This is a genomic window from Telluribacter humicola (genome assembly GCF_017355935.1).
Lineage (GTDB): Bacteria > Bacteroidota > Bacteroidia > Cytophagales > Spirosomataceae > Telluribacter > Telluribacter humicola.
In genome coordinates this window covers 643,276-655,838 of record NZ_JAFIQT010000001.1, presented here as the reverse complement: position 1 = coordinate 655,838, position 12,563 = coordinate 643,276, and the positions used below count along the sequence as shown (strand labels likewise).

Below are 12,563 nucleotides of genomic sequence, written 5' to 3'. Positions count from 1 at the left end.
GTTTTGCACAATTTTTGTACCTTTGGCGCATAGCATATGGAAAATAAAGAATGCCCCTATGGCTTTATCAACAGATACTGAATACGTGCAGAACATCGCCCAAGAGGCGACCGAACTACTGAAAAACCTGATTGCAACTCCCTCTTTCAGCCGCGAAGAAGACAATACTGCGCTGGTTATTGAGGAGTTTCTTAAGAAAAAGCAGATCCCTTTTCAGCGTAAGAAGAATAACATCTGGGCGCTGAACCAGCATTTCGATCCGGCCAAGCCTACGCTGCTGCTCAACTCCCATCACGATACTGTCAAGCCCAATAAATCCTGGACGCTTGATCCGTTTGAGCCCGTTGAAAAAGATGGGAAGCTTTACGGTCTTGGTAGCAATGATGCCGGCGGATGCCTGGTATCACTAATTGCGACCTTCTGCCATTTCTACGACCGCTCTGACCTTACCTATAACATTGCTCTGGCGGCTACCGCCGAAGAGGAGATATCGGGCAAAGAAGGCCTGGAAATAGTAGTTCCTGAGCTACCACCCATCGAATTTGCCATTGTAGGTGAGCCTACCCAGATGCACCTGGCTGTGGCTGAGAAGGGACTGCTGGTAATCGATTGCATCGCTCGTGGCAAGTCGGGTCACGCTGCCCGCGAAGAAGGGGATAACGCCATCTATAAAGCAATCAAGGATATCAACTGGCTGACCAACTACCGCTTCCCAAAGGTGTCTCCTACGCTGGGGCCTATCAAGATGTCGGTAACCATTATCAACGCTGGTACCCAGCACAATGTAGTACCCGATGCCTGTACCTTCACAGTTGACATTAGAGTGACAGACCAGTACACGCTGGAAGAAATCGTGGAGACCATTAAGGAAAATATTCAGTCTGAGATTCAGCCGCGCTCAATCCGGCTCCGCCCCTCAAGTATACCGGTTGAACATGCCATTGTACAGGCGGGCGTAGCGCTGGGCCGCAATACCTACGGCTCCCCCACTACTTCTGATCAGGCCCTGCTGGACTGTCCTTCGCTCAAGATGGGTCCCGGCCATTCGGAGCGCTCGCATACAGCCGATGAGTTTATCTACGTGCATGAGATCGAAGAGGGTATAGCGCAGTATATCACTATGGTGGAAGCAGTAGTTGCCCCTAAGGCTTAGTACCCTTAGCTACTCGGCTTCTGACTTTGGGGCGAAGCTGTAAGCTACGGTAACGTGGTGTGACCAGCCAAGCTGTGGGTGAGTATGTACGGCGTAATCTATATTGAACCCATTGGCAGCGTACCCTAGCCCGAAGTGATTGGTATTGGGCTTGGTAGCTATGCCCGTGCGTACGAAGAGGCTGGAAACTATCTCATACTCGAGGCCGGCCCGAAACGATGTGGGCAGAGCGGTATCCTTTACTAACTCCCCACTCAGGCGAAGTGCCGATATAGGCTTATAAGCCAGTCCGGCTCGTAGTACTGTTGGTAGTTGTTCACTTGATTCACCCGTAAAGCTCCCCTGGACTACGTTGTACATATGTACCCCAAAGTCCAGCTTAGAGGTGAGCTGCATGATTCCACCCATTTCTACCAACAACGCTTTACGACTTAGGGCCAGAGAAGGAGCATTGACCGCTATTTGTACGTAGCTTATCTTAAGACCCAGACTAATCCGGTTGATGCGGTGACCGGCTCCTATTCCGAATGCTAATTCATTATATAGCTTATCACCAAACCGTTGAACGGAGAGTCCGGTCGTAAGATCACGGCTGATGGGCATCACAGCCCCAAAGGCAATAGTACCTATCCCGTCAAAGCCGTAGTAGGTATGGTAGGAAGAGAAAAGGGAAGCGTCGCGTACACCGGCCAATCCGGCTATATTATTGACTACAGAGTACCTATCAGATTGAGCCACTACAGCGTTAGCCATACCCCACGATCGCGCACCGATAGGAAAAGCATCACCGCCGGCGAGGGCCGGCGGTGCGCATAGTATCAGCAGAGGTAGTAGTCTCCTGCTTAGTCTGTATAAGTTGCTACTGTATACCAAGGGCGATCAATTAGTAGCTTACTCTATTTTTAGCTGAACTTCCTTTTTACAATTGTAAGTAGGTCGTTGATGGCTTCGCTGTCGGTATTCCACCGGTAGATTGACGCAAACTTATATACGATCATATCGTGGGCCTCGTCAAAGCTGGAAGCCTGATCCAGCTCACGGATAGCATCTTCAAAGGCATCAGTACTGCCCTTGAACAACTGGCTTACGAACATGAACCGCTGCCCCAGAGGTATACTCTTGGCTATACTCTCTACTTTGATGGGCACATTGCCGTACGTGTTTTCATCAGAAGCCTTTGGAATCTCTACCTTGAAGCGGTTGTTCAGGGAATCATCCGCTGCGGTGGTAGTACGCATAGGTCCGCTGGGAGCAGGTATCGATTCACTGCGGTCACGCAGAATCTGAGGCGACGCTACAGCACCCGCTTCAGCACTAGCAACTGGTGTCGCAGCCCGTGGAGCCGAAGCACTACTGGTATCGGTCAGGATGGAGTCAAAGAATGATCTTTCCTTTTTTTCAACAGGTGCGGCGGGAGCCGCCGCTACAGGCACTTTAACCGGCGCAGGCGCCTTTACTATCTTTTGGATATCAAGCTCTACTACTTCTGAGAACTGCTGCACGTAGGGCTCTTTCGCATCAAGGGCTGATCCGTTGCTCAGGATATCAGTAAGCCAGCGCAGTGCGATATTTGAATACACAAAGGTGGAACCATTATCAGTCAACCGCAGAGCCAGGGACTTGGCTATACCGCCGTGAATGTGGGTGTACTTTACCATTCGCTGGGCTTGCTCCTGCGTAAAAACAAAGTCAGGCATGGCTCGTAGCTTACCGTCAAAATAAGCCTCCGGGTCCAGCAGGAGCATAAGCGCCTCCTGTACCGACTCGGTTAGCAGCGGCTCTAGCCCCTCACGGTTCACGGCCATATGCTGTGACACCGTGTTCATAAAATCTTCGAGGGCTTTTTTTACTTCTGCATTTTCAAAATCAAAATAGGGGCTACGGAAGGCATTGGCATCGGCTTTCCACTGGTCGAACAGGCGGCTCACAATACCCAGATTCACTTGCTTTAATGGCGTGAGTTTCAACAGCTCCGGGCCACTGATGACACTCTTGCGGGAGTAAAAGTCAGAAAGGACTTTTGACGTAAACTGATTTACGTACTGCTTCAAAGCCGCTTGATTCAGTGTATTTGACATAACGATTTAAAAGGCTGTTAAGGGGGATGATGTAAAGAAAATGTGTTTGCTTTGCAGTTGTAAATATAACAAAAGTAACCGGCACCGACCGACGCACCAATATACTAAAATGTTCATTGAACCTTCGCGTAAAAAAGAAATTCTGCACCCTCGTACAGGCTGGATAGAAGTGATTTGTGGATCAATGTTTTCGGGGAAGACTGAAGAGCTTATACGTCGGCTCAATCGGGCTAAAATTGCGCGACAGAAAGTAGAGATATTCAAGCCGGCCATTGATAAGCGTTACCACGAGGAGGACATAGTTTCACACAATGAAAACTCCATACGCTCCACCCCCGTACAGACTGCTTCCGAGATCCTGCTGCTGGCGGGCAACTGCGACGTAGTCGGGCTGGATGAAGCACAATTCTTCGATAATTCCATTGTAGATATTTGTACTAACCTGGCCGATAATGGTAAGCGTGTCATCATAGCCGGATTGGATATGGATTTTCAGGGCCGCCCCTTTGGCTGTATGCCTAACCTAATGGCTATAGCCGAATACGTAACCAAAGTACATGCCATCTGTGTGATTTGTGGCGATGTTGCGTCCCACTCCTACCGGCTTTCCCCCTCTCAGCAACGGGTACTCTTAGGTGAAACTGACCATTACGAAGCACGTTGCCGTCGTTGTTTTAATCTGGGTGAAAAAGCCAAACATGTGTAAATGGCCTCCAGAAGTCAGAATATTTCCTGGATGGTATAGGTGACCTGGTTCATGGAAAAGGTTTCTCCCGACTTTCTGTCTTTCATTTCGGCATAAATGGGTGCGGCAGCTACAATACCGATAAAGTCTTCGCCTTCACACTTAAACTCACCGGCTACACCTACTAAAAAATTTCTCTGATCTGTAATCACAACAGCTCCCGGCTCTACTGTATCATACTCCTTTCCAAAATCAACCCGATTAAAAAGGCCTGCCGTTTCGACCAGGTAATCCAGGTGAGACTGGAGATCACCTACATCATTCATCATTTCATCTTCGTTCCCCTCCCACTGGTTGTTGGCTTCATTGTCATAGCTTGTGCTGGCTGAATCGCGCAACCTGTTTAGGTCTTCGCTGATCACGGCTATTTTATCATTAATACTGGCTTTGCAGGCTTCGACTATCTGGTGCTTACGTTCGGTTTGGTCCATAGGTATTAGTAGTTAATGTAGTGTTAGGAGTATAAAAAATAGTGGGCCAGTCTATTTGGTACCCATTTCATAACAAACTCACTTCTCCCCCTAATGGTTATGTACCATCCTAAAACAGATGCCGATAGCTCATATAGCGCCATCCCTGTGTAAGTGCTTTGTCATCGGGTAAGCCTTCTCTTATCTGTTTTTCTCGAGAACATATTCCACATCTTTCCCCAGTTCCGAACCCTCCTGCTGGTAGATATAGGCTTGTACTACCTTTCATTACAGGTCACTCTTATTACTCAACCGGCAGTCAACTGATGAATCGAAAAGAAGCATTACAAACAATAACGGGTAGTACCTTGCTGGCTTCATTACCAGCGTTGGGCTTCACATCTTCCTCGGCCAGTAGTACCTTCCGGGATGATTTTCTTCACCGGTGGCAAGCCACCCGGGATTATAGTCTGAAGGTACTTGATAAGATGCCGGAAGCTAGTCTTGACTATAAACCTACTCCCGACCAGATGTCGTTTGGAAAGCTGTTTAGCCACACCGCCCACTGGAATACCTTCTTCATCGGCTCTATCGTTAATCAAGCTCCAGTCAAGGAGCCTGACACTACCAGCAAGGCCACTTTACGAGACTACTACCTTACCTGTAATGACCAATGTACTGCCATCATCGAAAAGCTCAGCGACCATCAACTGGACCAAACCGGCTATGGTACCCACGAGTACTGGCAGAAGCATACCGGACGCGACTTCTTGTTAAGAGCTTTTATGCATACGGCTCACCACCGGGCGCAGGCACTGGTGTACCTACGCTTAAATGGCATCGAGCCTCCCTTCTTTGAATTCTAGGATCAGTAAACTATCTAGCACCTACCGCTGGTACTGGCAGCCTGGTACCGGCAGGAACAGGTTTACCAAATACCGGATTATCGTCAGCATCCCATTCAAACTTCTGAGCTCTGGGAGAGCGTAACCTCCCACAGCCTTGACCCGGTTCGGAGTTGGCGTGGTACAGGATCCAGTCCTCTCTGCCATCAGGTGATGTAAAGAAGGAGTTATGACCGGTACCGTATACGCCATTCTCGGCCGACTGCTGAAATACGGGCTGGGGATGCTTCTTCCACGAAGCCGGGGCCAGCAGGTCGCTGGTAGCCGGGGCTGTGATCCGGCCCAGAGAGTAGTGGTCGGTCCAGCAGCCACTGGCCGAGTAGATGATGTGTACCTTGCTGCCGCGGACTAGTACCTGTGGCCCTTCGTTGACCAGTACCACGGGCGGCTCGTTCTTTTTCTGCCAGTCATTAATGGTACCGTGCCGTTCCCAGTCAAAGGTAGGTGTAGCTATTCTCACCCGCTCCCCCTGCATAGTCCAGGGATCTTTCATCTTACTGATGTAAATATCCTGACGCCCGTTCTGGTACCCCTCCCAGCCCGACCATACCAGGTAGAGTTGCCCCTGATGCTCAAATACAGAGCCATCAATGGCCCAGTGATCGCCGGGGTCAGCAAGCTTGCCTTTGAGCGTCCATTCGCCCTGCATGGGGTCAGGTGAGGTGTTCTCAAGTACCCACAGCCGGTGGTTTTCGTTCTTGCCGTCATCCGCTGCGAAGTAAATGTACCAGTTGCCCCTTAGATAATGGATTTCAGGAGCCCAGATCTGTTTGGAGTACGGCCCCGTCGGGGGTGGTGTCCAGATTGTCTTCTGCTCGGCCTCGGGTAGTCGGGCCAGGTTATCGGTTTTCCAAAGTACCAGCCGGTTTCCCATCGTATGCATGTAGTAGTAGTACCCATCCTTGTAGATACTCCACGGGTCAGGGCCGGAAGGCAGGAGCGGATTCTGAAATGTCTGAGCTGATACCTCGCCAATGACGAGTAGTAAGAGGAAGATAATACGCTTCATAGGCTTGGTCTAAATTATGTATAAGCAAGACGCTTACCCTCTCTTCCTTACTTATTATAATACTGATATTTTAACCTGCTTCGCACTTTTATACTACTATACCGATGGTGGTTAGGCGCTAAAAACAAAAAAAGCTGCCTTCTTTCGAAAGCAGCTTTTTTATACTACATCAGCGTATGTTACGCGCTAACTTGGTTCATTACTTCGGTTTGCTTCCGAATGGATTCCATATGTACCAGTTTGAATAGCTCGTCTACCAGCGTTGGGTACAGGTTAAGGCTCTTGCCCCACTCTTCACGAGTTTTTAGTACCTCCCGGAAACGATCTACCTGGTAAGCCGCTACGTTATTGTCACGCTTGTATTCGGCTAGTTTTTCAATCAAAGACATACGAGCTGCCAGATTCTCTAATAGCTCACGATCCAGGTGATCGATTTTGCCACGGATGATCTCAAGCTGGCTCTGGTATTCGCTACCATACGACTCACGACGAACGTGCAGTTCGTGGAGCATTTCGCCCAGAGCGGCAGGTGTCAGCTGCTGTGCAGCATCCGACCACGCCTTATCAGGGTCACGGTGTGACTCGATGATCAAACCATCGTAGTTCAGGTCAAGTGCACGCTGAGCCAGCTCAAACAGGTAAGCACGCTTACCGGCCATATGGCTAGGGTCACCGACAACAGGCAACTGAGGGAAGAGTGTCTTCAGCTCAATAGCGATCTGCCACATGGGCGAGTTACGGAACTTCGTCTCCTGTGCGTTAGAGAAACCACGGTGAATAGCTCCCAGCTTACGTACACCAGCCTGGTTGAGACGCTCGAAAGCACCCACCCATAGTTGTAAGTCAGGATTCACAGGGTTTTTGATCAGCACGGGTACATCCACACCTTTCAGGGCATCGGCCAGCTCCTGTACGTTGAAGGGGTTAACCGTTGTACGGGCTCCGATCCATAGTATATCAACGCCGTATTTCAGCGCCAGCTCCACGTGCTGTGGAGTAGCTACCTCTACGGCTACAGGCAAACCTGTCTCCTTCTTAACCGACTGCAGCCAGGGCAGAGCGGCTTCACCCATACCTTCAAAACTTCCCGGACGCGTACGTGGTTTCCAGACACCGGCCCGGATTACGTGCGCAAAACCTTCTTCTTTGATCTGGGTTGCGGTTTCTAAAACTTGTTCCTCTGTTTCGGCACTGCACGGTCCGGCAATCACCAAGGGCTTACCGTCGGTATTGATCCAGCTACTGAGCGGTAGGATGTCTAACGAAGCATTCATAATCAACAACTTAACCTATTATAAAAATAAAAAATACTATAATTATCCGGGAGGGTGTCAAGGGTATTCATGGGTTTCACTAATTTTGTTGCCCCAACAACTAAACCACCTCTATCAATGACAAACTGTTTTGTTTCTGAGTATGTTATAGAGGTAAAATGACGTTGTTATAAGAACTAAGTAAACCTGCTAAAACATAAAAATGGCTTCAATAGCGCAACAAGACATTTCACCTGTATTATTTGAAGACACTTCCGTAGCCTTCGCATCCCAATCTGATTCGAAACTCCGCAAAACCTACTGGCTCTTTGCCATGATGAATCAGGCATGGCTTGTAAATTTAGGTACTTTTTTTATAAAGTTAGCTCTAGAGTTACGCTTACCTGTAAAAAATCTTATTCGGAACACCATTTTTGAACAATTCTGTGGTGGTGAGACCATTACCGATTGCGAAAAAACAATTTCGGCTCTGGCTCAGTCAGGTATAGGCACTATCCTGGACTATTCGGTGGAGGGTGAAGACAGTGAAGAATCGTTCGAAGCAACTACCGCCGAGATACTACGTACTATTGATAAAGCGGCTGTGTCCGAGCACATTCCCTTTACGGTATTTAAAGTGACCGGTATCGGCTCTACTGAGCTACTGGAAAAAGTACAGCAGAAGGCCGAACTCACTACCAGTGAACAGGAGGCTTTCGAGCGGATTCGTTCACGGGTCAACAGCCTTTGCTCCCGTGCCTGTAACAAGGGCGTTCGTATCTTTATCGATGCTGAAGAGAGCTGGATTCAGGATGTGATCGATAAGCTGGCTTACGAAATGATGGGTAAGTACAACCGTCAGCAACCCATCGTTTACAATACCTTCCAGTTGTACCGCCATGAAACCCTTGGACAGCTTAAAAATGCCTACCTCACTGCCCGTGACAAGGGATACTACCTGGGGGCTAAGCTGGTACGTGGTGCCTATATAGAGAAGGAGCGCGTGCGCGCCCGTGAAAATCAATATTGTGATCCGGTTCATAAGAATAAAGCAGCAACCGATAATGATTTCAATGCTTCGGTCGACTTCTGTCTGGAGCACATTGAGCATATTGCTGTCTGCCTGGGTACCCACAATGAGTTCAGCTCGCTATGCTGTGCCAGCAAAATGAAGAAAAGGGGTATAGCACAAAATGACCAGCGCGTGTGGTTTGCACAGTTGCAGGGTATGAGCGACAATATCTCCTTCAATATGGCCAAAGCAGGCTATAACGTAGCCAAATATGTGCCCTACGGACCTATTGATGCTGTGATGCCTTATCTGTTCCGCCGCGCTCAGGAAAACAAGTCTATTGCCGGTCAGAGTAGCCGAGAGTACCTTCTGGTAAAGAGCGAAATCAAACGCCGTGGCATAAGTACTATGTAAGCCTGGAAAAAAGCTTATTTTTGCATCTCACTTTCTTCCTTAGCCTACTATTGGGTGGTGCTAAGGAAGAAATTTTTTCAACCCGTGCAGAATGAACCACTCCAAAAACCCCATTAAATACCTACTTTTCAGCGTATTACTGATCGGCATAGATCAAGCATCCAAGTTACTGGTACATTACAATATGGAGCCGGGCTTCTCGGGCCAGATCAGTTTGATTGGGGATTGGCTTAAACTACATTATGTACTCAATCCAGGGATGGCATTCGGAATGCAGCTTGGCCATGAGTACGGCAAATTGTTTCTGACACTTTTCCGTCTGGTAGCAATGGGTGCCATAGGCTGGTACCTGGTACACCTGGCTTACCGTGGCGCGGCTTCTGGCCTGCTATGGGCCCTGTCCATGATCCTGGCGGGGGCCGTCGGTAACGTGATAGATAGTACCTTTTATGGTGTTTTTCTAGGCAATGCTCCCTATGGGTCTCCTACTCCGTGGTTCCACGGACAGGTTATTGACATGGTTTTTGTTGACTTCTGGGAAGGATTTATTCCGGATTGGGTACCTCTTTGGGGTGGGCAGTACTACTCTACGCCTATTTTCAACATAGCTGATGCCTGTATATTCGTAGGTGTTTGTTTTATACTGATCTTCCAGAGCCATTTCTTCACATCTCCCCCACACGAAGAGGATGAACATCGTGACGAATCTAAACCCGTTGACGACATAGAGGTAGTCGCTACACAACCGGAAGAAGAAAGAGACAGTACTGTTAATTATAACATCATAACTCCCGATACTGAGTATCCCACCGCTAGTTCGGGAGATCCAGATACTACCACGGATGAAAATGAAAAAGGAAGCGTTTAACGCTTCCTTTTTTTATAACAACTGCCTGTTGTTGAAATTCTTGTTGTGCTACTTACTGCTGGTCTTCATCCAGAGGAGAGAAGTCCTTGAAGGCCCTCTTTATAGCTTTGTCAGTGGCTTCCTTTTTGTTTTCCCAGTTGGCGTCCAGCTCCAGAGCTACCAGTCCTCTCAGGTTCATTACAGCCCGGAATTCATCCAGCTTACGGATAAAATCCGGATTACGTCGAGCTGATTTGAGTGCGTATTCACGAGCGAATATATCACCCTTGTACTGCAGGTCACTCTTCTTCTCCATCACGTAGTTGAAGCGATCCAGCAGGTCTTTGGTGGACTTCCCGATTACCTCAGTGGCTTCAAGGGTACCAATGGTCATAACGGTAGTACCACCTATGGTAGATATTCGTCGTTGCACCATCTGGGACTCCGGGTTATTCGGGCTCACTATGACCGGTGCCAGACCCGTAGCAGCCCCCAGTGAGGCATTTACTACGGAGCGGTTCTGCTTTCCCTTTTTAGCGCGGCGGTAGCCTCTTTTAAGCTCCTCCTCTTTCTCTTTCATCTGCTCCAGAAGCCCCCAGGCATTGACCAGGGACTGGCGGTACAATGTATACAGGTATTTATCGCGCTGGCCTTCATTCACAGTATTCTGAATTACAAACCGATACTTTCTCTCCTTACGGTTCTTGGCCTTATCCAGCACATAAAATGTAATATCAAAAGCAAGCGAGTCGAACGGGTCTTTTACAAAGTCATAGCCTGGCTCCCAGATAAACTCATAGCTGGTTGGGGTATTTTTGACCAGTGCTTTGGATGGTACGCCGCGGTTATCAGATATAAAATCAAAAGCTGTGATATCTTCATCACCATTCGGATCAGAAAGGAAGAACTTAATATTGATGGTACTATTCTCCTTGCTTTTAATAACCAGGTCCTTAGGTACGGCTGTAATCTCGGGCTCGAGGTCCATCTGCGTAATCTCCAGCTTTAACCGGCCTTTAGTACGAGCCTTCGAAGGCTGATCTTCGACGTAAAATTCGATGAAGCGAGGACCACCATTCCTAAGGATATTGAACTGCCTTTGAGAAGGAGCCCAAACTACCTCGCCTGAAGCCGACACCCTCATTCCTTCGGGCATCTGCTCCGCAACCGGTATGATTACGATGGGATCATTATCAGCATCACGCACCGCGTTCATATCAATCTGGTACGTGTTCTGATTGCTGTACTGTACATAGAATGGGCGAATCTCATCAACCTCAGGCGGACGGTTGACATGCACGACCTTAAAATTTACCTGCTGTGTGACACTTTCTCCGGCGGTAGTATGCGCCTCAAAAACAACCGGAATGGTCTTTACAGTATTAATACGATCTGCGATATCGAAGGAAGGCTTCCAGGCAAATTTACCCAGGGTATCAAAAATCATTCCTTCCTGACGCCCTTTTACGATGCTATAATAGACCGTATCAGACTTTCCGCCCCGGGTAGTAAGCTGAAAAGTCACATCCTGTCCCTCCTCCACAATACTCCAGTCAGGTTTAGTAGGAAGTATCAGTTGTAAGGGCTCAGTACCGGATACATTAGTAATTGAGTCCTGTGCGAAAGCGGGAGCTGTGGCAAGCAGTGCAATAAGCCAGCAGCTTAATCTCCTAAGTAAATACATGTATATTTCAATATGTGTCTATACGCGGGGATACCTTGTTGTAACGCAAAATTAGTGAATCCCGTATCCATCAAAGCTAGTATTGTGCTATTTTAATTTTCAAACTACCCTATCTCACTCCACAAGCACTAATTGCAATTTTCCACGAGAAGGCTCCAAAATAATATCGTAGAGAAGTACTAGGTAGTAATATAACTAGTATACTATTCAACCTTCCCAAGGTGCTAACAATATCTACTGGAACGACTACAGTGCAATTTGTATTAGTAACAACAACGTCCACAGGTAATCTGTCAGAGAATCTTAGAACTATTTGTCCAATGCTTCATAAACAAAAAGAGCGGGGCTACATAGCCCCGCTCTGCAAGTTAGGAACCTGTCCTGATTATTTCTTAGGAGCCGGTGTATTAACCTTAGTAGCATTCGCTGGTGTTGCTGGTTTAGCAGCAGCAGGCTGCTCAACAGCTTTAGGATCAACGCCAAGTCTTTTCAGTACCAGATCAGTTACGTTATTATCTTCTGAACCAACGTACAGCAGGATAGGAGTCGTGTTAGCTCCGGCATCCGAGTTCAGGATGTACAGGTAACCATTATCTTTACCTACTTCCTGAATAGCGGTGTTGATCTTGCCAAGTACTGGCTCTAGCAGTTGCTGGTACTTGGTCTGAAGAGACTGCTCTGAGTTACGCTGGAAGTCCTGGATAGAGCTCTGCAGATTCTGCAATTCTTTCTCCTTATCAGCCCGGATCACATCGGTCATGTTACCGGCAGTCTTGTTATATACGTCAAGTTTATCCTGGAACTCCTTATATTTATCAGAAAGAGCTTTGTCTAGCTGAGCTTTGGTTACTTCTAGTTCGTTCTGGATTTTCTTGCTGTCGGGCAACTTACCTAGGATAAAATCCACGTTAGTGTATCCTATTTTGGTAGGAGTTGTCGATGCGGTAGTCTGAGCCAGGAGAGGGGTGCTAGCTAGGGCAAATACCGCCAACAAAGCAAACAATTTGTTTTTCATTGGTATATAACTATTTTGGTTTTCTGGTTGTATATAGT

The 12,563-nt window shown here is 48.0% G+C and carries 12 protein-coding genes; 5 read left to right on the top strand and 7 right to left on the bottom strand.

Going from position 1 to position 12,563, the window contains the following annotated elements:
* Positions 1-58: 58 nt before the first annotated feature.
* Positions 59-1,153, top strand: coding sequence for a M20 family metallo-hydrolase (locus JUB14_RS03040; protein WP_207504289.1), 1,095 nt, complete (start codon positions 59-61; stop codon positions 1,151-1,153).
* A gap of 9 nt (positions 1,154-1,162) precedes the next feature.
* Here the strand turns inward: JUB14_RS03040 and JUB14_RS03035 are convergent, their stop codons facing one another.
* Together JUB14_RS03035 and JUB14_RS03030 are read right to left on the bottom strand one after the other, a co-directional pair.
* On the bottom strand, positions 1,163-1,906 hold the full coding sequence (locus JUB14_RS03035) for a PorV/PorQ family protein (protein ID WP_207504288.1): 744 nt from the start codon (positions 1,904-1,906) through the stop codon (positions 1,163-1,165).
* A 149-nt stretch (positions 1,907-2,055) separates the two neighbouring features.
* On the bottom strand, positions 2,056-3,231 hold the full coding sequence (locus JUB14_RS03030) for a DUF8457 domain-containing protein (RefSeq protein WP_207504287.1): 1,176 nt from the start codon (positions 3,229-3,231) through the stop codon (positions 2,056-2,058).
* Positions 3,232-3,340: 109 nt separating this feature from the next.
* On the opposite strand from JUB14_RS03030, the gene JUB14_RS03025 reads away from it, so the two are divergent.
* Positions 3,341-3,937 carry a thymidine kinase gene (locus JUB14_RS03025; protein ID WP_207504286.1) on the top strand — a complete coding sequence of 199 codons (597 nt, stop codon included), beginning with the start codon at positions 3,341-3,343 and terminating at the stop codon, positions 3,935-3,937.
* A gap of 14 nt (positions 3,938-3,951) precedes the next feature.
* Here JUB14_RS03025 and JUB14_RS03020 read toward each other — a convergent pair whose 3' ends face one another.
* On the bottom strand, positions 3,952-4,407 hold the full coding sequence (locus JUB14_RS03020; RefSeq protein ID WP_207504285.1) for a hypothetical protein: 456 nt from the start codon (positions 4,405-4,407) through the stop codon (positions 3,952-3,954).
* 305 nt (positions 4,408-4,712) lie between these two features.
* Between JUB14_RS03020 and JUB14_RS03015 the strand changes: the two genes are divergently transcribed.
* Entirely contained in the window at positions 4,713-5,252 is a 540-nt protein-coding gene (locus JUB14_RS03015; RefSeq protein ID WP_207504284.1) for a DinB family protein, read from the top strand.
* 10 nt (positions 5,253-5,262) lie between these two features.
* Here JUB14_RS03015 and JUB14_RS03010 read toward each other — a convergent pair whose 3' ends face one another.
* Together JUB14_RS03010 and JUB14_RS03005 are read right to left on the bottom strand one after the other, a co-directional pair.
* On the bottom strand, positions 5,263-6,300 hold the full coding sequence (locus tag JUB14_RS03010; RefSeq protein WP_207504283.1) for a glycoside hydrolase family 43 protein: 1,038 nt from the start codon (positions 6,298-6,300) through the stop codon (positions 5,263-5,265).
* Between the two features lie 179 nt (positions 6,301-6,479).
* Positions 6,480-7,574, bottom strand: coding sequence for a chorismate mutase (locus tag JUB14_RS03005; protein ID WP_207504282.1), 1,095 nt, complete (start codon positions 7,572-7,574; stop codon positions 6,480-6,482).
* A 202-nt stretch (positions 7,575-7,776) separates the two neighbouring features.
* Here JUB14_RS03005 and JUB14_RS03000 point away from each other — a divergent pair, with 202 nt between their 5' ends.
* Both JUB14_RS03000 and JUB14_RS02995 read left to right on the top strand, forming a co-directional pair.
* Complete coding sequence (locus JUB14_RS03000) at positions 7,777-8,979, top strand: proline dehydrogenase family protein (RefSeq protein ID WP_207504281.1); 1,203 nt, start codon at positions 7,777-7,779, stop codon at positions 8,977-8,979.
* A 91-nt stretch (positions 8,980-9,070) separates the two neighbouring features.
* A complete protein-coding gene (locus JUB14_RS02995; RefSeq protein ID WP_207504280.1) occupies positions 9,071-9,847 on the top strand; it encodes a lipoprotein signal peptidase in 777 nt (258 codons plus the stop codon).
* Between the two features lie 52 nt (positions 9,848-9,899).
* On the opposite strand, the gene JUB14_RS02990 is transcribed toward JUB14_RS02995, so the two are convergent.
* Positions 9,900-11,510: a hypothetical protein gene (locus tag JUB14_RS02990; protein WP_207504279.1), complete on the bottom strand. Its 1,611-nt coding sequence runs from the start codon at positions 11,508-11,510 to the stop codon at positions 9,900-9,902.
* A gap of 385 nt (positions 11,511-11,895) precedes the next feature.
* The gene (locus JUB14_RS02985) at positions 11,896-12,525 is read right to left on the bottom strand and encodes an OmpH/Skp family outer membrane protein (RefSeq protein ID WP_207504278.1); all 630 of its coding nucleotides are present in this window, start codon (positions 12,523-12,525) and stop codon (positions 11,896-11,898) included.
* Positions 12,526-12,563 lie beyond the last annotated feature (38 nt).